Source organism: Saccharomonospora sp. CUA-673 (assembly GCF_001942305.1).
Taxonomy (GTDB): Bacteria; Actinomycetota; Actinomycetes; order Mycobacteriales; family Pseudonocardiaceae; genus Prauserella.
In genome coordinates this window covers 189,880-213,404 of sequence record NZ_MKKE01000022.1, presented here as the reverse complement: position 1 = coordinate 213,404, position 23,525 = coordinate 189,880, and the positions used below count along the sequence as shown (strand labels likewise).

Below are 23,525 nucleotides of genomic sequence, written 5' to 3'. Positions count from 1 at the left end.
CCTCCACCATACCCCTTTGACTAAACCGTCCGGACGGTCTAGTTTGAAACTATACCGACTGGACGGTTTAGAAATCGGAGGAGTTGTGGACAGGGCAGGTAGGCGCGAGTGGATCGCACTCGGCGTGCTGGTGCTGCCGGTGCTGCTGATCAGCGTCGACATGACGGTGCTCGGCTTCGCGCTGCCGTACTTGAGTGAGGATCTGGCGCCGACCGGCGCCGAACAGCTGTGGATCGTCGACATCTACTCGTTCGTGCTGGCCGGTCTGCTCGTGGTGATGGGCTCGCTCGGCGACCGCATCGGCAGGCGCAGACTGCTGCTGGCGGGCGCGGTGGCGTTCGGCGCGGCCTCGGTGCTGGCGGCGTTCTCGACCAGCGCGGCGATGCTGATCGTGGCGCGCGTGCTGCTGGGCATCGGCGGTGCGACGTTGATGCCGTCGACGTTGTCGCTGATTCGCGCGATGTTCGTCGACCGCAGGCAGCGCCGGCTCGCGATCGCCATCTGGGGCGCCGGCTTCTCCGCGGGCATGGCGCTCGGGCCGGTCATCGGAGGCTGGTTGCTCGAGCACTTCTGGTGGGGCTCGGTGTTCCTCATCAACGTGCCGGTGATGATCCTGCTGCTGATCGCCGGCCCGCTGCTGCTGCCCGAGGCGCGGGACCCGAATCCCGGCAGGTTCGACCTCTGGTCGGCGGCGCTGTCGCTGGCCGCGGTGCTGCCCGTGGTCTACGCGATCAAGGACGTCGCCAAGAACGGCGTCGGCGCGGCCGCGGTGGGCGCACTCGTGTCGGTGTGGTGCTCGGTGTGGTGTTCGGACGTAGGCAGCGCAGGCTGGCCGCCCCGATGCTCGACCTGCAGCTGTTCCGGCGTCGCGAGTTCAGCGTCTCCATCGGCACCAACATGCTCGGCGTGTTCGCGATGATGGGCCTGCTGTTCCTGCTGCCGCAGTACCTGCAGCTCGTGCTGGGGCTCTCGCCGTTGGTGGCGGCGTTCTGGCTGCTGCCGATGGCCCTGTTGAGCGTCGTCGGCTCCCTCGTGGTCACGCGGTTGGCGCGCTACGTCCCGGTGGCGTGGCTGATCGGATCCGGCCTGGCGCTCGCGGCGATCGGCTTCGCCGTCCTCGCCGTGTGGGGCGACGGCGCCGGCCTGGCGGTCGTGGTGTCGGCGCTGGTACTGGTCGGGTTCGGTATCCCGTTCGCGGACGTGCTGACCAACGACCTCATCCTGACGACGGCCCCGCCCGAGCGGGCCGGCTCGGCGGCCGCCGTGTCGGAGACGAGCTTCGAGCTCGGTGGCGCGCTCGGCACGGCCGTCCTGGGTAGTGTCGCGATGTCGATCTATTACGCGGGTGTGCCCGCGGATGCGGGTGCGGCCGCGCGCGAGACGCTCGGCGGCGCCGTCGCCACCGCAGGCGCCCTGCCGGACGAGGACGCACAGGCACTGCTGACCGCCGCCCACGAGGCGTTCGTCAACGGCATGCGGATCAGCGCCGTCGTCGGCGGACTTCTGTTGCTGGGCGCCGCAATCCAGGCGGCCGTACTGCTGCGCAACGTCCGCCTCGCGCAGACACCTCCGGCGAAGGAACCCGTCCCGGCGTAAGACCGCCGTGTCAGCGTTCTGCGTCGCCGTGTCAGCAACCCACGTCGCCGTGTTGGTGATTCGGGTACGGCGGACGGCGTCGGCGCCGGGTATTTCACTCGCCGCCGACACCGTCCGTGCGGGTCAGTCGGCGATGGCGTGAGTCTCGATCTCGACGAGCACGTCCGGTTCGAAGAGGTAGTCGATGCCGATCAGCGACACCGGCGGCAGTGGGTCCGGGACCCCCAGTTCCTCCTGTACCGCCGCGATTCCGGCGAGAAACGGCTCCATTTTGGACGGAGCCCAGTCCACCGCGAAGAATCGCATGTGGACGACGTCGTCGAAGCTCGCGCCGGCGCCGGCCAGTCCGCGTGCGGTATTGCGCAGTGCTTGCGCGACCTGACCGGCGAGGTCGCCGGTGGCGACGGGGTTGCCCTCGCCGTCGCGGGCTATCTGGCCCGCGAGCCGGATGTGCCGCGTGCCGGTCGCCACGGCGACGTGGTTGTAGGGGACCGGCTGGAACATTCCCTCCGGGCTGAAGGTCTGGACGGTCATGTCGGCGATGCCTTTCGTGGAATCGATATCGGGCCTGGTCAAACCAGGTATCCAACGTCTACCTTGTATCGAAAGGGAACTTCAACGAGACCAGGTGTCATGGACGAAACCACCCCCGGCGACCCGGCCGGCCACGCGAGGTTGGGGCCGCAACACCGTGAACTGCTCGGACAGGTGCTCGACAAGTGGTCGCTCGAGGTGCTCGACCGGCTCTGCGAGCGGCCACGGAGATTCAACGAACTGCGGAAGACGGTTCCGGAGATCACGCAGAAGTCGCTGACCACCACGCTGCGACGGTTGGAGCGGAACGGCATGGTCGAGCGGGTGATCGTGTCCACCCGCCCCCTCGGCGTCGAGTACCGGATCGCGCCGCTCGGGAAGACCCTGCAGGACCTCATCGACGCACTGCTGGAATGGAGTGCGGACAACCTTCCCGCCGTCCAACAGGCCCGGCAACGATTCGACGCCGAGTTCGGGGCCGACTAGCGGAGGACGACGGCGACCAGGTCGTGCAGGAGTTCGTCGACGTCGGTGTCGGCTCGGTCCTCGGCGGTGAGCAGGCGCAGTGCCATGCCGTCGACGCCGAGCAGGAGCAGCCTGGTCTGCCGCGCCGGGTCGCCGTCGCGCAGCGCGCCCTCCTCGGCCAGCACCGCCAACCACGCCTCGACCCGCTCGTGCGCGCGCCGCGTCAGCTGCGTCCACAGGCGCCGCCGTTCGGGGTCGGCGTCCACCGCGGCCACGGCCGACACCGACAGTGCCCACTGTTCCAGCTGGGCCCCCTCCGGTACGAACTGCCGCAGGCATTCCACGAGACGCCGTGCCGGTGACACCCGGCGGTCGCGGATCCGCAGATCCGACAGCTGCTCGTCGAACGTCGCATCCGCCGTCGCGTCGAACAACGCCCGCTGCGTCGGGAAGTAGTGCCGCAACGTGCTCGCGCCCACGCCCGCGCGCGCCGCGACCGCCCGCACGCTCACCGCGCGCAACCCGTGTTCCGTGGCCAGCTCCTTCGCCGCCGCCACGATGTCGTCACGTCGATCGGGCATGATGTCGCCCCTTTCTGGTACGGTGTGCTAGTACAGCGTACTACTGGGGTGGAGGCAACCGGCATGATCGAGAACATCCAGGAATGGGCACTGTCACTGCCCTGGTTCCTGCACTGGGTGGGAGTGCTCGCACTGGGCGCGATTCCGTTCGTCGAGTCGTACCTCGGTTCGATCATCGGCGTCGTGTCCGGACTGAACCCGGTCGTCGCCGTCGTCGCCGCTGTCATCGGCAACGTCGTGTCCATGCTCGCGTTCGTGTTCGGCGCACACGGGATCCGCTCCCGCGTCACCCGCGACCGCGAACAACCACCGCGCAGTCCGCGCACACAGAAGGTCAAGGATCGTTTCGACCGCTACGGCGTCGCAGGCGTCAGCCTTCTCGGCCAACTCGTGCTGCCCAGCCAGATCACCTCGGCCCTGATCGTGTCCTTCGGCGCCACCAGGAACCTCGTCATCTTCTGGCAGGTCGTCTCGATCGTCCTGTGGGGCATCGTCTGCGGTGTGCTCGCCGTGTACGGAATCAACCTCCTCGCTGAGCAGCACGAGCCGAACCGTGCTCAGCCGAGGAGGGCCAGGTCGTCGGCGTCCAGCGTGATGCCCTCGACCGCGAGGTTCTCCTCGAGGTGCTCGAGCGACGCCGTGCCGGGAATCAGCAAGATGCGCTCGTAGCGTGCCAACAGCCACGCCAACGCCACCTGCGCGATCGTCACACCGTGCTTGGCGGCGACCTCCGCGACGTCGGCGTGCTCGGCCAGCTTCTCCTTGCCGCCCCAGGCCGAACCCAACGGGAAGTACGGCACGAACGCCACGCCGTGTTCGCGGCACAGCTCGACGATTCCGTCGTCGGTGCGGTCCACGACGCTGTAGGCGTTCTGGACACATGCGACACCCTGCTCGATACCGAATCGGACGCTCTGTTCGTCCACACTCGACACACCGATCAGGTCGAGCTTTCCCTCGTCGCGCAATTCCGCCAGCGCCCCGAGCTGATCGGCCAGCGGCGGCTGCACCAGATCCGGCTTGTCGCGGTCGAACCGGCGCAGGTTCACCAGATCCATCCGCTCGACGTCGAGCGTGCGCAGGTTCTGCTCCACCTGCCGCTTCAGGTCCGCCGGATCGCCGCTCGGCAGCCACGCACCGTCCGCGTCCCTGGCCGCGCCGACCTTCGTCACCAGCCGCAGCCCCTCCGGGTACGGGTGCAGCGCCGACCGGATCAGCTCGTTGACCACATCCGGTCCGTAGAACTGCGCCGTGTCGATGTGATCGACCCCGCGCTCCACGGCACGGCGCAGCACCGCCGCGGCCGCCTCCGGATCGGACGGCGGTCCGAACACGTGCGGGCCCGCGAGCTGCATCGCGCCGAAGCCGATGCGGTGCACGGGCCGGTTGCCGAGGAGTGCCGTCGAACTGAGAACTGAGGTGGTCACGGACCCACTCTAGGGCGCGCCGGGCTTAGGGTGACGGGCATGCCCGTACGTACCGCCGTCATCGGCTACGGCCTCGCAGGCCAGGTCTTCCACGCGCCCTTCGTCCACCACGACGACGCCTACACGCTCGACATCGTCGTCACCGGCAACGACGAGCGAGCCCGTCGGGCCCGCGAGACCTACCCCGGTGTGACGGTGCTGCCGGACGTCGCGGCGCTGTGGGAACGCGCGTCGGAACTGGACCTCGTGATCGTCGCCACCCCGCCCGAGACGCACGTCGACCTCGCGGCCACGGCACTGGACGCAGGCCTGCACGTCGTCGTCGACAAACCGTTCGCGCCGAGCAGCGAGCAGGCACGCGGACTGGTCGAGAAGGCGCGCGCCGCCGGCCGCATCCTGACCGTCTATCAGAACCGGCGGTGGGACGGCGACTTCCTCACGCTGCGCGAACTCGTCGACTCGGGCGAACTGGGCGAGGTCCACACCTTCGAATCGCGTTTCGAGTGGTGGCGACCCGGCGGTGGGCGCGGCTGGAAGGCCACCACCGACGTCGCCGCGGGTGGTGGGATCCTCTTCGACCTCGGCACCCACCTGATCGACCAGGCGTGCCAACTGCTCGGGCCCGTCGAGGACCTGTGGGCCGACGTGCAGGGTCGCGGGACCGACACCGCCGACGACGACGCGATCGTCGTCCTCCGGCACGCCGGCGGCGCCCGTTCGCGGCTGATCATGTCGGCGCTGGCCGCGCTGCCCGCGCCGCGCCTGCATGTCCACGGCTCCCGCGGCGGATTCACCATCTGGGGACTCGACCCGCAGGAGAACGCCCTGCGCGGCGGCGCCCGGCCCGGCGACCCGGCGTTGGGCGTGCGCGACGAGGCGCAGTGGGCACTCGTCGGCACCCGCGACGACCAGCGGCGCATCGAACCCGTCCGCGGCGACTACGGCCAGTTCTACTCCGGGCTGGCGGGCGCCATCGCCGGCACCGGCGAGGTGCCCGTCGACCCGAACGACGCCGTCGGTGTGCTGGAACTCGTCGAACAGGCGCACCGAATGACCGGCTGGAGCTGAGTCGGCGTCGATCGGGTCGGCCAGGGCTGATCGGGCCGGAGTCGAGGTTGCGGCGTCTGTGCGATTGATGGGCGATACGTCTCGTTGGCAGGATCGCCTGCATGCGCAACGATGCGAACACCCGGCCCGGTCCCGCCGACGCCGAGCACCCCGCCCAGGTCGGTGCGGACGACTTCGCCGACATCCTCGCCGCGACCCGGAAGTTCGTGCGGGACAAGGTGATCCCCCGCGAAACCGAGATCATGGACGCCGACGCGATCCCGGACGACCTGCGTGCGCAGGTGGCGGAGATGGGCCTGTTCGGGTACGCCATCCCGCAGGAATGGGGCGGACTCGGGCTCGACCTCGTCCAGGACGTCGAGCTGGCCATGGAGCTCGGGTACACCAGCCTGGCGCTGCGGTCGCTGTTCGGCACCAACAACGGCATCGCCGGCCAGGTGCTGGTCAACTACGGCACCGCCACGCAGAAGGCGCGTGGCTCGGTGCGCTCGCCTCCGGTGCGGTCGTCGCCGCGTTCGCGCTCACCGAGCCCGGCGCCGGGTCGAACCCCGCGGGCCTGCAGACGAAGGCCGTGCTCGACGGCGACGACTGGGTGATCACCGGCGGCAAGCGGTTCATCACCAACGCGCCCGTCGCGAACCTGTTCGTCACGTTCGCCCGCACCCGGGAGGCGAGCGGCAAGGACCCGGGCATCGCCGTGTTCCTGGTCCCGGCCGATGCGCCTGGTGTCTCGGTCGGGCCGAAGGACCGCAAGATGGGTCAGGAGGGCGCGTGGACCGCCGACGTCCACTTCGACGAGGTCCGCGTGCCGGCTGATGCGCTGGTCGGCGGGTCGGAGGAGGTCGGCTACCGCGCCGCGATGACGTCCCTGGCCCGCGGGCGGGTGCATATCGCGGCGGTCGCCGTCGGCACCGCGCGGCGGGCGTTGGACGAGTCGGTCGCCTACGCCGCCGACGCGACCCAGGCCGGCACGCCCATCGGGGAGTTCCAGCTGGTCCAGGCCATGCTCGCGGACATGCAGACCGACGTGTTGGCGGGGGAGGCGTTGGTGCGCGAGACCGCGCGGAAGTACCGGTCCGGGCAGGATCGGCGGATCGCGCCGTCGGCCGCGAAGCTGTTCTGCACCGAGATGGTCGGCCGCGTCGCCGATCTGGCCGTGCAGGTGCACGGCGGCAGCGGGTACATGCGCGAGGTCGTCGTCGAACGGATCTACCGGGACGTGCGCCTGCTGCGGTTGTACGAGGGGACCTCGGAGGTCCAGCGCGTCATCGTCGGCCGCGGCCTCCTGCGAGGTGGCACCGCCTGAGCCTGCCGCGTCAGCACCCCCCGTCGCCGTGTCAGCATCCTGGGTCGTCGTGTCGGCGTTCCGTCAGCAGCGCAGCAGGCTCTCGGCGGTTTCGCGGGCCTCGATCAGCAGGTCGGCGCCGTAGATCTGGTGGTGCGCGAACGCGCCCTCCAACAGCAGGAAGAGGTGGTCGGCCAGCAGTTTCGGTTTCGCCACGTGCGGCAGATCCTCGGTGATCAACTCAGCGAGCCGTCGGCAGACGGCGTGCTTGTGGTGGCGGATCACCGGGTACGCGGGATGGCCCTCGCGCAGTTCCGCGGCCGCGTTGAGATAGGCGCAGCCGCGCTTGATGGTCCTGGTGTCCTCGGCGTAGACGTCGAAGAAGGCCAGGGCGCGTGGTGCGGCCGCGGCGGCGATCGCCGCCTCCAAGGTCTCCCACCACGTGTCGTGGCGGTGGCGCAGGTAGGCGACGACGAGGCCGTCCTTGTTGCCGAAGTTCTTGTAGAGGATCGGCTTCGTGACCTTCGACTCGGCCGCGATCGTGTCGACGCCCACAGCGTGGATGCCCTGTTCGTAGAACAGCCGTGATGCGACGTCGAGGATCCGGCGGGCCCCGGGGGTCAGCGTGGCCACGTCAAAGCCCGTGCCGAACTCGAGACGGGAACGTCTCTCGGCCATCGCGCACTCCTTGACCTGACAAATCTGTATACCTAGCCTGCCGGGCGGCCGGTTACCGGTCTGTATACCATGCGCGGGGAAGGCGTTGATTCGCCTGAAGTGCGTCGATGTGAGTCAGGGGAGATTTCGTGGCTTCGCAGGTGGAAGCTGATCAGGAGGACGAGGAGACGCAGCCCAAGGCGCGACTCCTCGCGCCGGTGTTCATCCCGGCGGTCGTGGCGATCGTGGCCGCGCTCGGGTTCGCGACGTGGTACGGCGCGCAGTACGGCGATGACGCCACGGAGGCGTTCACGGGCCTGCGGGATGCCATCGGCGTCAACGTCGGCTGGTGGTACATCATCGTCGTCACCGCGATGCTGCTGTTCTGCCTGTGGGCGGCACTGTCCAAAGTGGGCAACATCCGGCTCGGTCGGGACGACGAGCGCCCGGAATTCTCCTTGTTCTCGTGGTTCGCGATGCTCTTCTCCGCGGGCATGGGCATCGGCCTCGTCTTCAACGGCGTCTCGGAGCCCCTGAGTCATCTCGTCGGGCCGCCCGAGGTGGTGGGCGTCGACGCGAACACCCAGGAGGCGGGTCGCGCCGCCATCGGCCAGGCGATGTTCCACTGGGGGCTGCACGCCTGGGGCATCTACGCCGTGGTCGGCCTCGGCCTGGCCTACATGACGTTCCGCCGCGGGCGGCCGCTGTCGGTGCGCTGGCTGCTCGAGCCGATCTTCGGCCGCAAGCTCATCGAGTCGTGGGTCGGCCACGTGATCGACGTCGTCGCCATCGTCGGCACGGTCTTCGGTGTGGCGACGTCGCTGGGGCTGGGTGTGCTGCAGATCCAGGCGGGTCTGTCGTCGCTCGGCTGGTTCGAGCCGTCGGACACGCTGCTGGTCGTGCTCGTCGTCGGGATCACCGCGATCGGCACGATCTCCGTGGTCACCGGTCTGCACAAGGGTCTGCGGTGGCTGTCGAACGCGAACATGAGCCTGGCCACGGTCATGGCGATCGCGGTGCTGCTCATCGGCCCGACGGTGTTCCTGCTGCGTTCGTTGGTGCAGAACTTCGGCGAGTACGTGCAGACCCTGCCCGAGTTGGCGTTCGTCACGGGTTCGAGTGTCAACGACTCGTGGACGCTGGACTGGACGCTGTTCAACCAGGCGTGGTTCCTGGCCTGGGCGCCGTTCGTGGGCATGTTCATCGCGCGCATCTCGCGCGGCCGCTCGATCCGCGAGTTCATCCTGGGTGCGCTGCTCGCGCCGACCCTCGTCTCGCTCGTGTGGTTCACGATCTTCGGCAGCACGGGCATCGCCCATCAGTTGAACGAGGGCGGTCTGGTCGGCGACGACGGCACCGTGAACGCCGACACGGCGCTGTTCACGTTGTTCGGCGAGCTGCCGGTGACGCCGGGGCTGATCAGCATCCTGTCGGTGATCGCGATCCTGGTGATCACGTTGTTCTTCATCACCAGCGCCGACTCGTGCTCGCTGGTCGTGGATGTGTTGGCGCACAACGGTCGTAGCGAGACGCCGCGGACGACGCGGGTGTTCTGGGCGGTGCTCGTCGGTGCCGCGGCCGCCCTGTTGTTGATGGCCGGCGGCGAGGCGGCGTTGACCGTGCTGCAGGTGAGTTCGTTGGCGGGCGCCGGGCCGTTGTCGGTGGTGTACGTGCTGGCGATGGTCTCGTTGTGGAAGATGTTCCGCCTCGAGGTGGCCACGATGCCGCGCTACGTGCGGATCCGTTCGCAGGCGACGCCGACGGCGCTCGTGTCGGCCGCGCGGGAGGCTTCCGACACGGAACGGGAGATGGCGAAGAGCCTGCGGGAGTTGGTGCGGGCGCAGAACGGTGGTGCGCGTGGACGGCGCGACATCCGGCGTGCGTCGGCGACGCTGGCCGGATTGGATGCGACGGCGGCCGGGCCGCGGGCGGCCACTGCGTGGGCCGAGGACGACAGCACGATCCTGGCGGTCGAGGACGTTCCTGCCTACGCGACGAGGGTCGATCCGGAGACCGGTTCGATCGGGATCGACGACGAGGCCGTGCGGACCGATCCCACGGCCGACGAGGTCTTCGACACGCCGGAGTTCGAGGATTCGGCGGTCGGTGCCGAGCACCGGTCGCAGGAGTTGCTCGATCAGTACGTCAACGGCGGCGAGCAGTCCGCGGACGGCGGGTCCGGCACCGAGAAGTAGCCGCGAACCGGCACAGGGCCCGCACCGGAATCCGTTTCCGGTGCGGGCCTTGTCGTTTCCGGGCTCGGTCGGTCAGACGGTGGTGTCGCCGAGCGCCTTGTCGAGGATCTCGACGCCGCGGTCGATCTCGTCGTCGGTGGCGGTGAGGGGTGGGGCGATGCGGAAGGTGCCGCCCATGCCGGGGAGTTGGACGATGTTCATGTGCAGGCCGAGTTCGGCGCAGCGCTGGGTGACGGCGGCGCCGAGTCGGTCGGTGTCGGTGCTGCCGGGGCGATCGGTGACGAGTTCGAGGCCGACGAGCAGGCCGCGTCCGCGGACGTCGCCGATGACGGGGTGGCGGGTGGCGAGTTCGTCGAGGCCGCCGCGGAGGCGGGTGCCGAGTTGGGCGGCGCGCGGGGCGAGGTTGTCGCGAGTGAGGACGTCGAGGACGGTGTTGCCGACGGCGGCGGGGAGGGGGTCGTTGGCGTGGGTGGTGAGGAACAGGAAGCCGCGTTCGTGGGCGCGTTGTTCGATGTCGGGGCTGGTGACGACGGCGGACAGGGGGAGGCCGGCGCGAGGGTCTTGGACAGCGTGATGATGTCGGGGACGACGCCGTCGCGTTCGAAGGCGTACCAGTCGCCGGTGCGGCAGAGGCCGGTTTGGGCTTCGTCGAGGATGAGGAGCATTCCGCGTTCGTGGCATTTGTCGCGGAGGGCGGCGAGGTAGCCGGGTGGCAGGTCGACGACGCCGCCGGAGCTGAGGATGGGTTCGACGAGGCATGCGGCGAGGTTGCCGGTGGTTTGGGCGTCGATCAGGTCGAAGCCGAGGTCGAGTTGGCGTTGCCAGTCGAGTTCCCCCTGCGCGTCGACGATGTCGGGGCGGAACCGGTCGGGCACGGGTAGCGCGTAGTTGCCGGGTGCGGCCGGTCCGTAGCCGCCGCGGCCTGCGCTGTAGGTCGCGCCGGCGGCGGCTTGGGTCATGCCGTGCCAGGATCGCGCGAACGACACCACCTCGTGGCCGCCGGTGACGAGCTTCGCGATGCGCAGGGCCGCTTCGTTCGCTTCGCCGCCTGTGCTGAGCAGCATCGTTTTCGACAGCGGTTCGGGCAGGGATTCGGCGAGTCGGCGGCACAGTTCCAGCACGGCGGGGCTGACCATGCCGCTGTAGAGGTGGTCGAGCTGCGCGACCTGCTTGGTGATCGTGTCGACGATGGCGGGGTGCGAGTGGCCGAGGATGGAGCTCATCTGCCCGGAGGTGAAGTCGAGCAGTTCGCGCCCGTCGGTGGTGAACACCGAGCTGCCCAGGGCACGGTCGATGACGAGGGGGCTGAAGGCGCCGCGGCCGAAGAAGCGGATGAGGTGCTCGGTGTCGGTCATGGCCACGACGCTAGGAAGGCACGGCCCGGTTGTCCATCGGCGACCACCGGGGAGGTGGTGAACGCAGCCCTCGCGACGCGGATTGCCAACACAGCGACGCGGATTGCTGACACGGCGACGCGGATTGCTGACACGGTGACGTGGGGTGCTGACACGGCACCCCACGTCACCACGTCACCCGAGCAATCCCCGGTGCTCAGCCGGCCAGGAGGGCGTCCAGGGACTCGTAGCCCTCGCGGACCCCGCTGTCCATTCCGCTGGCGAGAATCGCGTCGCGAATCTCGAAGCTCTCGACAACGCTCAGCACCCGCAACCGGGTCCGTCCGTCGGGCAGTTCCTCGAAGGTGACGGTCTCGAGGGAGACCCCGTCGGGCATGCCTTCGAAGGTGAAGGTCCAGACGATGCGTTCGTTGGCGCGGATCTCGTGGAAGCTGCCGTAGAAGGACGCGACTTCCCGGCCGTCCTGGTCGTTGGCGAAGGCCCATTCGCCGCCGGTGCGGGCGTCCCACTTGAGGACCCGGGTGGTGAGGGCGTGCGGTCCGACCCAGCGGGCGTACAGCTCGGGGTCGACGTGGGCACGGAAGACCTGTTCGGGTGCGGCGTCGAATTCCCGGGTGATCTCGATGGTGGGCACCTGGGGGTCGGCCTTGATCTCGACCTCATTCTTGGTGGTGGTCATGATGCGTCCTTCGTGTCGGTTCGTGCGTGTGCCTTGTCGTCGTTGACGGAAGCCTGTTCGGCGAGCAGTGCGTCGAGCCTGCTGTAGCGTTCCTCGGCTTCCCTGCGGTAGCGCTCGATCCATGTCGACATCAGGTCGAATACCTCCGCGTCGAGGTGGACGGGACGTCGTTGGGCGTCCTTGGTGCGCGTGACCATTCCGGCCTCGCCGAGCACCTTCACGTGCTTGGAGACCGCCTGGAGGCTCATGTCGTAGTGGTCGGCGAGTTCGCCGACCGTGGCGTCGCTGCGGCTGAGCCGGGCGACGAGGTCTCGTCGCGTCGGGTCGGCCAGTGCGGCGAATGCCCGGTTGAGCCGTTCCGTTGCCGTCGTGTCGTTCATCGTGTTCAACCTCTCGGTTGAATACAACGTACGACGCCGGCTCGGCCTTGTCAACCAGTCAGTTGAATAACCTGGTTACGGCAGTGCGGACAGCGAGGCGAGCTGGTTGTCGAGCCACGGGGTGAGCGTCTCGACGTAGGTCGCCGTGAGATGCGTGGTGACGCCGTAGACGACGACGTCGCCGATCACCGCCGGACACGTGCCGTCCCGGCAGAACATCGACGTCGGATCGAGCAGACGCACGCCGCGGACCTCGTTGGCGGCGTGGTCGGCGACGTGCGGGTAGTTGTACGCGACGTCCTGCGGCACGGCGCAGTCCTCGAGACTGTCCGGCGCCCCGGACACGCAACTGGGAATGTCCTTGTCCGGGTGCGGATTGTCCTTGATGGTGACGACCCGCGCGCCCGTGTCGCGCAGCTGCTCCAATGTGGACACGTAGCCCTCGCGGAGCGTGTCGGTGCTCTCGGCGGCGCTCACGTGGTCCTCGCCGTCCATCGTGGCGTACGTGTCGCGGCCGCCGGTGATGACCAGGTCGGGCTTCTCCTGCTCCTTGATCCGGTCGAGCGTGGCCTGGCGCCACGTGTCGCATTCGGCGTAGTACCGGCGCAGCGCGTCGTTGTAGAGGCTGACGTCGGGCGGGGCGCAGCCGGACTTGGTCAGCGGCACGAGCCGCCAGTCGCGTTCCTGCGCGATGTTCTCCAGTGCGGGGAAGTACTGCATCGCGTGGGAGTCGCCGAACAGGACGACGGTGCGGTCGGAGTTCGGGTTGCCGTACACGCATTCGCCGGAGGCGGTCTCCGGACGGTCGGCGTGACAGCCGTCGTTGTAGTTGCGCGGCCAGTCCTGCGGCGCCGTCCGGGGTTCCGGCCGCACGGCCTGCACCGACTGCTGCACGGCCTCGTCGCCCTGCGACAGCGCGGGCGCTCCGGTGATCTGGTCCTCGGACTTCGTGGGCAGCGACGGGATCGTCAACGGCAGGAGGATCGCCGGGATCGCGGCGATGACCGTGCACGCGGCGCCGAGGGCGAGCGAACGGCGGGGCTTGCGGAACACCGGCGACCTCCGGAACGGTTCTTCGACGACGTGATAGGTCACCACCGCCAGCACCCACGCGCCGGCGACCACGACCAGCCCCTGCGCGGGGGTGAGGTCGCCGAACACCGCGGCGGCGAACACCAGGGCAGGCCAGTGCCACAGGTACCACGAGTAGGAGACGCGTCCACAGTGCCGCATGAACGGCGTGCTCAGCAGCTGTTGCGGCAGCAGGTTCGGCGCGGCGGTGCCCGCGGCGATGACGGCCGCCGTGCCGAGGACGGGCAGCAGCGCCCACGGCGCCGGGAACAGGGTCTGCTCGTCGAACAGCAGCACGGCCGCGCCGATCGCGGCGAGTCCGCCCCATGCCAACGTCGCCGCGACGCGCCGAGACAGTCCGCCGTGCGGGATGAGTGCGAGCACGCCGCCCGCGGCGAACTCCCAGCCGCGCGAGAACGTGTTGAAGTAGGCGGTGTCGGCGGCCTGCAGCGTCGCGACGATCGAGTAGGCCAGCGACAGCACGCCCACGCCCAGCACGACGGCGAGCAGCGCACGCCGTGAGGTCAGCATCCGCCGCATCGCCCACACCGCGCCGAGCAGCAGCAACGGCCAGACGAGGTAGAACTGCTCCTCGACGGCGAGGGTCCAGAAGTGCTGGACGGGACTGGCCTGGAAGCCCGTCTCGAAGTAGTCGACGGCCTGTCCGGCCAGCCACCAGTTGACGACGTAGAGCGCGGACGCGATCAGGTCCGGGGTCACCGCGTCCCGTTCGACGGGGGAGAGCAGCACCCACGAGCCGAGTGCGACGGCGGCGAGTACTACCGCCACGGCGGGCAGCAGGCGCCGCGCGCGGCGCGCGTAGAACCGGCTGAGCGACAGCGACCCGGTGGCCTCGATCTCGCCGAGGATCAGCCGGGTCATCAGGAATCCGGACAGGACGAAGAAGATGTCGACGCGACGTAGCCGCCGGGCACGAACGGCACTCCGGCGTGGTACAGCAGCACGGCGCCGATCGCGAGTGCGCGCAGCCCTTCGACGTCGGGCCGGAAGCCCATGGTCGTTGTGTCCTTTTTGGTCGGCCCGTCCGATTCCGTGGGCACGGACTCGTCGGCGCGCGACAATGACAGCACTGCGGGCAAACCTCTCGATCGACGTCGGCGGCCCGCGTCGGTGGCGGCGAGCTGATGAATCGGGGGATGGAGCTCAGCCGCGCGCGGGCCACCGCAAAGCTGCCGTTGGTCGGCCATGCTGTCCATGGGTGCTGACACCCATTTTTCGTTGCCCTACACGGCTTTTACGCCGAATGTCCGGTGTGGTTCACACCACCGGACGGGTCAGGGTTCGATGAGTCCGGCGCGGATCGCGTAGCGCGTGAGTTCGAGTCGGTCGCGCAGTCCGAGCTTGTGCAGGAGATTCGCCCGGTGTCGCTCGACCGTCTTGGCGCTGATGAACAGGATGTCGGCGATCTCCTTCGACGAGTGGCCCTCGGCGACGAGCTTGAGGATCTCCTCCTCGCGGTCGGTGACCGCCTTGTCGGGAACGTCACCGTCACCCTGTGCGCGGTCCAGGTAGTCGCGCACGAGCGAACGCATCGCCCCCGGGTAGAGGAACGGTTCGTCGCGCATCGCCGCGCGGCACGCCTCGATGAGGTCGCGGTCGGCCACGGACTTGAGCACGTATCCCGAGGCGCCCGCCTTGAGCGCCTCGAAGAAGTACTGCTCGTTGTCGTACATGGTCAGCAGCAGGATGCGCAGCTGCGGCAGGTCGCGGGCCAGTTCGCGGGCGACCTGCAGGCCGGTCAGGCGCGGCATGGCGATGTCGAGCACGGCAAGGTCGGGTTCGAGCTCGCGGGCGCGTTCGATCGCGTCGGGGCCGTCGCCGACCTCGGCGACCACCGTCAGGTCGGGTTCGCCGTCGAGGATGAGGCGCACGCCGCGGCGCACGAGCACGTGGTCGTCGGCGAGCAGGATCCGCACCGGTTCGGTCATCGCGCGGCCTCCCCGGCGGAGGCGGTGTCGGGCGCCGTGTCCGAGGTCGCAGCGTCCGGCGCGGGGAGCGGGACGTGCAGGCGCACCTCGGTGCCGCCTGCGGAGTGCACGGTGAGCGCGGCGCCGACGAGCAGTGCCCGTTCGCGCATGCCGGTCATGCCCGCGCCCTCCTCGGCGCGGCCCATGCCGCGGCCCGCGTCGCGCACGCGCAGTTCGATGCCGTCCGGGGTGGGCGCGAGGGACACGGTGACCTCGCCGGCGCGGGAGTGGCGCACGGCGTTGGTGACCGCCTCCTGCGCGACGCGGTAGACGACGAGCTCGACGTTGTCCGGCAGCGGCGGCAGGTCGGGGTCGAACCGGCCGCGCACCGTGACGTCGCTGTGGTCGTCGAACTCGGACACGAGTTCCTTGAGCGCGCTGGTCAGGCCGAGTTCCTCGAGCACACCGGGACGCAGGCTCCTGGCGATGCGGCGGATCTCGTCGAGCGTGGTGCGGGTGGTCTCGCTGACGGCGGTGAGTTCGGCGCGTACCGGTTCGGGAACCTGGTCGGCGACGCGTTTGAGCCCGAGGAGCACGGCCGTGAGCGACTGGCCCACCTCGTCGTGCAGCTCCTGCGCGACGCGGCGGCGTTCGGCCTCCTGCACCGACAGGGCGCGTGCGGCGCTGAAGTCGCGGGCGGCCTCGAGCCGGTCGAGCATGTCGTTGAACGTCGTGATCAGCTCGGCGACGTCGCGCGGGCCCTCGACGACGGGACGCGGTTTGCGGCGCAGCAGGTCGACCGACGTCATGGTGCGCCGGAGCCGTTTCAACGGGGCGACGCCGAGCCGCAGCACCGCCGCGTCGGCGACGAGCACCGCGATGAGGCCGAGCACGAGCACCAGGATCTCGTTCGACAGCACCGGCGTGGACACGGTGATCGGCGCGAACAGCAGCAGCGCGGTGGCCGCGCACAGCACGACCGTGTTGAGCAGGAAGATCCGCGCGAACAGCGACACGGGGCACCTCCTCGCCGAGTGCGGACTCCTCCCATGGTCGCTCACCGGCCGGGCCGGGCTCGCGCCACGGCCCGATCGGGATCGACGGGCGGCTCAGGCGGTCATGCCGGTGGCCTTGGCGAGCAGCTCGGCGGAGTGCAGGCGCTTCTCGAGCGTGGGCGACTGGTGGGCGACGATGAGTTCGTCGGCGTCGGCGTGCTTGCCGAACCACTCGACGTACTCGGCGGCCTGGTCGGCGGTGCCGACGCCGGAGTAGCGGACCATGTCCATGATCGGCTTGCCCTGCGGCGAGTCGAGCACGACGTCGGCCTCGGCGTCGGTGAACGTGCGCCCGCGGCCGGCGAGCAGACGCAGCCGCTGCCGCTTGACCACCTGGTTGTCCTGTTCGGCTTCCTCGGTGGTGTCGGCGGCGATGACGTTGACCCCGGCGATCACGTACGGCTCGGTGAGCTGCTCGGACGGCTGGAACTCGGCGCGGTAGGCGGCCACGGCCTGCTGGAGCGCGTCCGGCGCGAAATGCGACGCGAACCCGTACGGCAGGCCCAGTGCGGCGGCGAGCTTGGCGCCGAACAGCGACGAGCCGAGGATGTACAGCGGCACGTTCGTGCCCTTGCCCGGCGTCGCCTTGACCCCGGGGACGAGGGAACGCTCGCCCAGGTAGCCCTGCAGTTCCTGCACGTCCTGGGGGAAGTACTCGGCTGCGCTCGGGTCGCGGCGCAGCGCGCGCAGGGTGTTCTGGTCGGTGCCGGGCGCGCGGCCGAGGCCCAGGTCGATGCGCCCCGGGTGCAGCTCGGCGAGGGTGCCGAACTGTTCGGCGATGACGAGCGGCGAGTGGTTGGGCAGCATGACGCCACCCGAGCCGAGCCGGATCGACTCGGTGTTGGCGGCGACGTGCGCGATCAACACGCTGGTGGCCGACGAGGCGATGGCCGACATGTTGTGGTGCTCGGCGTACCAGACCCGCTGGTAACCGAGCTGCTCCGCCCGCTGGGCGAGCGCGACGCTCGCGCGCAGGCCGTCCCCGACGGACTCTTCCTTGCCCACCGTGGCCAGATCGAGGACGGACAGCGGAAGGGTCATGGTGGTCGGCCTTTCGTCACGGGTAGGCAGCTGCGGACACGGAGTGCTCCACCACGACCAACGACGCCGCGGTACCCGATATTTCGGAACGGGTCGTGGCTCACAGTGAGGCCGCCACGTGCCCGTCCGTGAGCCGTCGGGCCGTCCGGCAACCCGACGGTGGACAGGTCAGAGGGCGAACACCGCGGCGAGCCACGCCCAGCCGGGGATGATGACGGCCCGTTGGATCAGACCGATGCGTGCGGACCGCGCTTCCCATGCCTTGGCGAAGCGAGAGGTCGCGGTGAACAAGGCGATCGCGGCGGCGCCAGAGACGAGCTGCCACGCAAGGTCGGGCAGGGTGAGCGCGCCGATCGCCGTCGCCGCCGGCAGCGAGAAGAACACGACCGCGCCGGCGTGGTCGTGGAGACGGTGCCGAACAGTGTGTTCGGCGGGGATGCCTGTGGGCGCGCCCGGCGGATAGCCGAGCATGGGATCCATCGGGAACACGCCGGAGGCGACGAGGCCCAGTCCGAAGACGACGAGCACGATCCCGAGTGGAGTGCTGGGCCCGGTGATCGACAGGTCGACAGCGCCGACGGTGACGGCGGCACCGCACAGCAGGAAGTTCGCCGTCTGCACCCAGCCGCGACGTCCGAGCGCGAGTGCACTCACCGGGTGTCGCACGGCCGAGTACCCGGGCCTGGTCCAGCCGTCGACGACGAAGACGACGACGAACAGCACCGCCCCGCCGACCCCGAGCCATGAACCCGGGGAATCCGGCGAACCCAGCGAACCCACTGCGGTGCCTCCTGCCGGGCGATCGAGTCGAGCTCAGTACACCCGGCCGCGCGGGGCCTGCCCAGTGCCGAAGGTCATGGTCCGGTCGTCGCGCCTGCCGGACCGAGGGGTCAGCCTCCGGCGAGGGCTTTGATGCCGGTGGCGAAGACGCCCTTGGCGAACGTCTTGTCGAGGTTTTCCTCGTCGGCGGCGTCGGCGTCGTACTCGGTCCACCATTCGACGAACGTGTCGCCGGTGGCGGTGATCGGGGCGACGCGGATGGTGCTGATGTAGCGGCGCACGGGGAACGGGCTGTCGAGGATGTTGTAGGTGTAGCTGCGGCCGGGGTCGTCGAAGGCCAGCAGCTGTTCGCGCACGACTCCGCCGTCGGCGAGGGTCAGTGTGCGCACGGCGCCGATCTCGAAGGCTCCGTGGCCGGGTTCGATCTCGCTGGCTGCGATGCCCGGGTGCCAGGTGGGCAGTCCGTTGAAGTCGCGGACGCGCCGCCACACCTCGTCGACGTCGCCGGGCACGATTCCGCTTGCGTAGGGCCGTGGCATCTACTTCTCCTTCGCGGTTGCGCTGGTGTCGGACTGCGGGGACAGGGACAGCTCGGTGAACTCGCGGGTGCGCGCGGTGAGGGCCTCCTCGACGGGCAGGCGCTCCATGCTGCTGGCGCCGTAGAACCCGTGGCAGTGCGCGGTGCGCGACAGCACGTACGACGCGTCCTCCGGTGCGGCGACGGGCCCGCCGTGGCACAGCACGAGCACGTCGTCGCGGATCTCGCGGGCCGCCGCGGACCACTCGTCGATCGCGGCGACGCAGTCGTCGAGGGTCTTGGCGGTGACGGCGCCGATGGATCCGCTGGTGGTCAGGCCCATGTGGCACACGAGGATGTCGGCGCCCGCCTCGGTCATGGCGCGCGCGTCGTCGGCGGAGAACACGTACGGCGTGGTGAGCAGGTCGGCGCGGCGCGCGGCGGCGACCAGGTCCACCTCGTGCTGGTAGCCCATGCCGGTTTCCTCGAGGTTGGCGCGGAACGTGCCGTCGATGAGGCCGACGGTGGGGAAGTTCTGCACGCCGGAGAAGCCGAGGTCGGTGAGGGTGCGCAGGAAGCGGTCGACGTCGAGGAACGGGTCGGTGGCGTTGACGCCCGCCAACACCGGGGTGCGGCGCACCACGGGCAGCACCTCGTCGGCCATCTCGACGACGATGTCGTTGGCGTTGCCGTAGGCCAGCAGTCCGGCCAGCGAACCGCGCCCGGCCATGCGGAACCGGCCCGAGTTGTAGATGACGATGAGGTCGATGCCGCCCGCTTCCTCGCACTTGGCGGACAGGCCCGTTCCCGCGCCGCCGCCGATGATCGGCGCACCGCTGCGGGCCTTCGCGGTGAACGTGGCGAGCAACTCCTGCCTGGCGATCCGGGGCACCCTAACTCCTTACTGCGTCGGTGAATGCGGCCACGAGCTCGTCGGCGAACTCCGGGTCGTTGAGGTGTCGCGGCGAGCGGACGAGTCGCCGGTCGCCGGTCTGGTGGACCTCGCGCTCGAGCGTGTCGAACAGCACCGCGTCGACCTCGGGGTCGTGGAACGGCTGCCCCGGTGCGTCCAATGCGGACACTCCGCCCTCGGGCAGCAGGAAGCGCACAGGGCCGTCGCAGGCGTTGAGCTTGCGGGCGAGGAACTCGCCGACGGAGCGCACCTCGTCCGCGTTCGTGCGCATGAGCGTGACCTGCGGGTTGTGCGGGTAGAAGCGGCGGTGCGCGTAGTGGGCGGGCACGGTGTCGGGTGCGCCGAAGTTGACCATGTCGAGTGCGCCGCACGAGCCGACGTAGGGGATCTTCGTGCGCGCGACGGCGTCCAGGCGGTCCTCGCCGGCCGCGAGGACCCCGCCCGCGACGAGGTCGCAGATCTCGGTGGTGGAGATGTCGAGGACGCCCGCGAGGTGGCCGTCGTCGGCGAGCTTCTCCATTGCGGCGCCGCCGGTGCCGGTGGCGTGGAAGACCAGGCAGTCGTGATCGGCGCCGAGCCGCTGGGTGACGGCATCGACGCACGGGGTCGTGACGCCGAACATCGTCAGTCCGACGGCGGGACGGGCGTCGCCCGCGGGGATCGGGTGGGCGCACGCGCCCGCGAGCGCGTGTGCGGCGTTGCCGAGCACCTGCCGGGAGATGCGGTTGAGCCCGGCGACGTCGGTGACCGAGTGGAGCATCGCGATGTCGGAGGCGCCGACGTAGGACCCGACGTCGCGGCGGCCATCGTCGAGACCATCACCTTCGGCACGCCCACCGGCAGCGCCTGCATCGCCGGGGTGACGAGCGCCGTGCCGCCCGAGCCGCCGAGGCCGAGGACGCCGGCCACGGCGTCGTCCCCGGTGCGCTGGGCGGGCAGGAAGTGGGCGAACGCGGTGGCCATCGCGCCGACGGCGCTGCCGCGGTCGCCGGTGAACACGGCCGAGGCGCCGTCGGGGTGCCAGGCTGCGACGTCGGCGGGGGAGACATCGGCGGGGGAGGCTGAGGCGGCAGAGGTGTCGGTCGACAGGTCGACCGTGCGGACGGCCACGCCGGCCTCGCGGATCAGGTCGGCGACGTACCGCAGCTCGTCGCCCTTGGTGTCGAACGTGCCCACGACGTACGCCTTGCCCACGGACGCCTCCTTCGGCGCGAGTGATCAGCATTGATCACCGTCCATCTGAACACGGTCGGATGACGCGCGCCAGTGTCGTGGTCGACGGGGGGGGGACAGCGGCGCCCGACCCGGGTGAATTCGGCGCGTCGCCCCTGGTCACGGGGTCGTGCGCCTGAGACGCTGGTCTGCTGAAGACCCACGTGTTACCTTAAGTAACAGTAAACCTCGGTAACAGGCAATCTCGTTGTCAGGGAGCTTCCTATGACCAGCGTCGACAACCGCATCGAAGCGGACGCGCAGCAGGGCCAGGACTCGGTCGCCCAGCGACTGTTGGACTCGTCGGAGATGCTGTCGTACGACCCCGCGACCGAGGTTGACTGGGAAACCCCACTCGACACCTCGTACTGGGGCACCTCGCCGGAGTGGAGCACGCTCTACGGCACCTCCTACTGGGAGGAGATGACCGAGGAGCAGCGCAAGGAGCTGACGCGCCAGGAGGCGGCGTCGGTGGCCAGCACCGGCATCTGGTTCGAGATGATCCTGCAGCAGATGGTGCTGCGGGACTTCTACGCCAAGGACCCGACGACCCCCGAGTTCCAGTGGGCGCTCACCGAGATCGCCGACGAGTGCCGGCACTCGATCATGTTCGCCCGCGGCGCCGAGAAGCTGCGCGCCCCGGCGTACCGGCCGCGCTGGTACGCCGTGCAGGGCGGCCGCGTGTACGCGGCGACCGCCCGCGGCGAGGCCGCCTACGCGGCGATCCTCGTGGCCGAAGAGGTCCTCGACGTCATGCAGCGCGACTGGATGCGCGACGAGCGTGTCGTGCCGTTCGTGCGCACGATCAACAACATCCACGTGGTGGAGGAGTCGCGGCACATGAAGTTCGCCCGCGACGAGACCAAGCAGCGCCTCGAGGGCGCCGGCTGGGCGCGCCGGCAGGCCAACGCCGTCGCCATCGCGACCGTCGCCTACTTCATCGTCGACGCCATGTGGAACCCGAAGGTCTACGAGAACGCGGGTCTGGACTCCAAGCGCGCGCTCCACGAGGCCAAGCACAACGAGAACTTCAAGGCCATGCTGCGTTCGAGCTGCTCGGGTCTGATGGAGTTCCTCAACTCGTGTGGCCTGCTGACCAAGCCGGCCAAGCGCATCTACAAGCGCGCCAACCTGATCTGAGCGACCCGAACCCATGGTCTTTGCGATCACACAGACGTGTTGCAACGACGCCACGTGCGTCTCGGTCTGTCCGGTCAACTGCATTCACCCGACCCCGGACGAGCCGGACTTCGGCAGCACGGACATGCTCTACATCGACCCGCGCAGCTGCATCAACTGCGGCGCGTGTGCCGATGCCTGCCCGGTTGACGCGATCTTCCCGGTGGACATGCTCAGCGAGTCGCTCAAGCCGTATGCCGAGGTGAACGCCCGGTACTACGAGGAGCGGCCGGTCTCGCACGACGTGCTGGGCTCGTCGCCGGTGTTCCACAACTGGGGTCCGCCGACGTTCGACCGGACGATCTCGAGCGATTTCCCCGCTCCGGACGTCGCGGTCGTCGGCAGCGGTCCGGCGGGCATGTATGCGGTCGAGGACCTGTTGTTGCACACGAGCGCGCGGGTGACGCTGATCGACCGGCTCGACGTGGCGGGCGGGCTGATCCGCTTCGGTGTCGCGCCGGACCACCCCTCGACCAAGCGCATCGACGAGACGTTCGCGCGGTACCGCGAGCATCCGCGGTTGACGATGCGGCTCGGGGTCGAGGTCGGCAAGGACGTCACGGTCGACGAGCTGGCGGCCAAGCACGACGCGGTGATCTACGCGGTGGGTGCGTCGTCGGCGAAGTCGCTGGGCATCGCCGGGGAGCAGCTGCCGGGCAGTGTCGCGGCCACCGAGGTCGTGTCCTGGTACAACAGCCACCCGGACGCGGTGGACGTGGTGGACCTGTCGGCGCGGCGCGCGGTGCTGATCGGCAACGGCAACGTGGCGCTGGACGTGGCGCGCATCCTGTCGAGCCGCCCGGGTTCGCTGGAGGACACGTCGATCTCGCGGGCGGCGCTGTCGGCGCTGCGCGACAGCGACGTGCGCGAGGTCGTGCTGTTGGCCCGCCGGGGCCCGGAGAACGCGGCGTACACCGAGCCGGAGATCCTGGCGTTGACCAAGCATCCGGATTTCGACGTCGTGATCGACAACCACGACGAGCGCGTGGCGAAGGCGATCGCCGAGGCGCGGCCGGGCGACAAGGCGTATCTGCTGCGCGATGTGCGCCAGGAGGCCGTCGACTGGTCGAGCCGGCCCGCGCAGGAACGGCGCCGGATCGTGTTGCGGTTCCACTCGTCGCCGGTGGAGGTGCTCGGCGAGGGCGGCAGCGTGTCGGGTCTGCGCACGACGGGCGCGGATTCCACTGTGGACATCGACGCGGGAATGGTGGTGCGCGCCGTGGGCTATCGCGGCGTTCCGGTGCCGGGCCTGCCGTTCGACGAGGCGACGGGCACGATCCCGAACACCGCGGGCCGGGTCGAGGGCCGCGCCGCGACGTACGTCGTGGGGTGGATCAAACGCGGCCCGTCGGGCGGGATCGGCGCGAATCGGACGTGCGCACAGGAAACGGTTGCGGGGCTGCTGGACGACGTCCGCGGCGGTGCGGTCGACGTGCGGGGTTCGCGTAAGCGCGGAGGCCTGTTGCGTCGCTCCTGACGCCCTGGTGAGGGCCCGTTTTCGCGGGCCGGCCCACCCCCGCTTGCGGGGCCGGGACGGGGGCGTTCTTACCCTGCCAGAGGGGCACCCGACGGTGTCCGCAGCCGGTGTATGAGGGGAGACCCGTTTC

General features: G+C 69.7%; 20 protein-coding genes and 4 pseudogenes. 8 read left to right on the top strand and 16 right to left on the bottom strand.

Annotated features, from left to right (window positions below; translation table 11 throughout):
• The first annotated feature begins 58 nt into the window (after window positions 1–58).
• Window positions 59–1,596: pseudogene (locus BJF85_RS12245) on the top strand (MFS transporter).
• 123 nt (window positions 1,597–1,719) lie between these two features.
• Here the strand turns inward: BJF85_RS12245 and BJF85_RS12240 are convergent.
• Entirely contained in the window at window positions 1,720–2,130 is a 411-nt protein-coding gene (locus BJF85_RS12240; protein ID WP_075847572.1) for a RidA family protein, read from the bottom strand.
• A gap of 99 nt (window positions 2,131–2,229) precedes the next feature.
• On the opposite strand from BJF85_RS12240, the gene BJF85_RS12235 reads away from it, so the two are divergent.
• Window positions 2,230–2,616: a helix-turn-helix domain-containing protein gene (locus BJF85_RS12235; protein WP_075847439.1), complete on the top strand. Its 387-nt coding sequence runs from the start codon at window positions 2,230–2,232 to the stop codon at window positions 2,614–2,616.
• On the opposite strand, the gene BJF85_RS27985 is transcribed toward BJF85_RS12235, so the two are convergent.
• A complete protein-coding gene (locus BJF85_RS27985; protein ID WP_075847437.1) occupies window positions 2,613–3,176 on the bottom strand; it encodes a TetR/AcrR family transcriptional regulator in 564 nt (187 codons plus the stop codon). The genes BJF85_RS12235 and BJF85_RS27985 overlap by 4 nt on opposite strands.
• A 63-nt stretch (window positions 3,177–3,239) precedes the next feature.
• Here BJF85_RS27985 and BJF85_RS12225 point away from each other — a divergent pair, with 63 nt between their 5' ends.
• On the top strand, window positions 3,240–3,845 hold the full coding sequence (locus BJF85_RS12225; protein ID WP_075847435.1) for a hypothetical protein: 606 nt from the start codon (window positions 3,240–3,242) through the stop codon (window positions 3,843–3,845).
• On the opposite strand, the gene BJF85_RS12220 is transcribed toward BJF85_RS12225, so the two are convergent.
• The gene (locus BJF85_RS12220) at window positions 3,734–4,603 is read right to left on the bottom strand and encodes an oxidoreductase (protein ID WP_075847433.1); all 870 of its coding nucleotides are present in this window, start codon (window positions 4,601–4,603) and stop codon (window positions 3,734–3,736) included. The two genes, BJF85_RS12225 and BJF85_RS12220, sit on opposite strands and share 112 nt — an antisense overlap.
• 39 nt (window positions 4,604–4,642) lie before the next feature.
• Between BJF85_RS12220 and BJF85_RS12215 the strand changes: the two genes are divergently transcribed.
• Both BJF85_RS12215 and BJF85_RS12210 read left to right on the top strand, forming a co-directional pair.
• On the top strand, window positions 4,643–5,671 hold the full coding sequence (locus BJF85_RS12215) for a Gfo/Idh/MocA family oxidoreductase (protein WP_075847570.1): 1,029 nt from the start codon (window positions 4,643–4,645) through the stop codon (window positions 5,669–5,671).
• 101 nt (window positions 5,672–5,772) lie between these two features.
• Window positions 5,773–6,977: pseudogene (locus tag BJF85_RS12210) on the top strand (acyl-CoA dehydrogenase family protein).
• A gap of 63 nt (window positions 6,978–7,040) precedes the next feature.
• Here the strand turns inward: BJF85_RS12210 and BJF85_RS12205 are convergent.
• The gene (locus tag BJF85_RS12205; RefSeq protein ID WP_075847431.1) at window positions 7,041–7,634 is read right to left on the bottom strand and encodes a TetR/AcrR family transcriptional regulator; all 594 of its coding nucleotides are present in this window, start codon (window positions 7,632–7,634) and stop codon (window positions 7,041–7,043) included.
• Window positions 7,635–7,762: 128 nt separating this feature from the next.
• Between BJF85_RS12205 and BJF85_RS12200 the strand changes: the two genes are divergently transcribed.
• Complete coding sequence (locus BJF85_RS12200) at window positions 7,763–9,808, top strand: BCCT family transporter (protein WP_255375581.1); 2,046 nt, start codon at window positions 7,763–7,765, stop codon at window positions 9,806–9,808.
• Window positions 9,809–9,880: 72 nt separating this feature from the next.
• Here the strand turns inward: BJF85_RS12200 and BJF85_RS12195 are convergent.
• From BJF85_RS12195 to BJF85_RS12140, 12 genes and pseudogenes are all read right to left on the bottom strand, one after another.
• A pseudogene (locus BJF85_RS12195) lies at window positions 9,881–11,163 on the bottom strand (aspartate aminotransferase family protein).
• Window positions 11,164–11,359: 196 nt separating this feature from the next.
• Complete coding sequence (locus tag BJF85_RS12190; protein ID WP_075847429.1) at window positions 11,360–11,842, bottom strand: SRPBCC family protein; 483 nt, start codon at window positions 11,840–11,842, stop codon at window positions 11,360–11,362.
• A complete protein-coding gene (locus BJF85_RS12185) occupies window positions 11,839–12,222 on the bottom strand; it encodes a helix-turn-helix transcriptional regulator (protein WP_075847427.1) in 384 nt (127 codons plus the stop codon). The genes BJF85_RS12190 and BJF85_RS12185 overlap by 4 nt, the downstream gene beginning before the upstream one ends.
• Before the next feature lie 75 nt (window positions 12,223–12,297).
• Window positions 12,298–14,175: an acyltransferase family protein gene (locus tag BJF85_RS12180; protein ID WP_075847425.1), complete on the bottom strand. Its 1,878-nt coding sequence runs from the start codon at window positions 14,173–14,175 to the stop codon at window positions 12,298–12,300.
• Window positions 14,175–14,384, bottom strand: coding sequence for a hypothetical protein (locus tag BJF85_RS12175; protein ID WP_075847423.1), 210 nt, complete (start codon window positions 14,382–14,384; stop codon window positions 14,175–14,177). Before BJF85_RS12175 ends, BJF85_RS12180 begins: the two co-directional genes overlap by 1 nt.
• Window positions 14,385–14,588: 204 nt before the next feature.
• Window positions 14,589–15,242 (bottom strand): response regulator transcription factor, encoded by a 654-nt coding sequence (locus BJF85_RS12170; RefSeq protein WP_075847421.1) that lies wholly within the window; start codon window positions 15,240–15,242, stop codon window positions 14,589–14,591.
• Entirely contained in the window at window positions 15,239–16,237 is a 999-nt protein-coding gene (locus BJF85_RS12165) for a sensor histidine kinase (protein WP_075847419.1), read from the bottom strand. The genes BJF85_RS12170 and BJF85_RS12165 overlap by 4 nt, the downstream gene beginning before the upstream one ends.
• 93 nt (window positions 16,238–16,330) lie before the next feature.
• A complete protein-coding gene (locus BJF85_RS12160) occupies window positions 16,331–17,317 on the bottom strand; it encodes an LLM class flavin-dependent oxidoreductase (protein ID WP_075847417.1) in 987 nt (328 codons plus the stop codon).
• A gap of 168 nt (window positions 17,318–17,485) precedes the next feature.
• Entirely contained in the window at window positions 17,486–18,097 is a 612-nt protein-coding gene (locus tag BJF85_RS12155; RefSeq protein ID WP_255375580.1) for a DUF998 domain-containing protein, read from the bottom strand.
• A 110-nt stretch (window positions 18,098–18,207) separates the two neighbouring features.
• Complete coding sequence (locus tag BJF85_RS12150; RefSeq protein WP_075847415.1) at window positions 18,208–18,636, bottom strand: SRPBCC family protein; 429 nt, start codon at window positions 18,634–18,636, stop codon at window positions 18,208–18,210.
• Window positions 18,637–19,506, bottom strand: coding sequence for a phosphoenolpyruvate hydrolase family protein (locus BJF85_RS12145; protein WP_075847413.1), 870 nt, complete (start codon window positions 19,504–19,506; stop codon window positions 18,637–18,639). It lies immediately after the preceding gene.
• Window position 19,507: 1 nt separating this feature from the next.
• Window positions 19,508–20,721: pseudogene (locus tag BJF85_RS12140) on the bottom strand (Tm-1-like ATP-binding domain-containing protein).
• 243 nt (window positions 20,722–20,964) lie between these two features.
• Between BJF85_RS12140 and BJF85_RS12135 the strand changes: the two are divergent.
• On the top strand, window positions 20,965–21,879 hold the full coding sequence (locus BJF85_RS12135; protein WP_075847411.1) for a diiron oxygenase: 915 nt from the start codon (window positions 20,965–20,967) through the stop codon (window positions 21,877–21,879).
• 13 nt (window positions 21,880–21,892) lie between these two features.
• Window positions 21,893–23,395 (top strand): FAD-dependent oxidoreductase, encoded by a 1,503-nt coding sequence (locus BJF85_RS12130; RefSeq protein WP_075847410.1) that lies wholly within the window; start codon window positions 21,893–21,895, stop codon window positions 23,393–23,395.
• The last annotated feature ends 130 nt before the right edge of the window (window positions 23,396–23,525 follow it).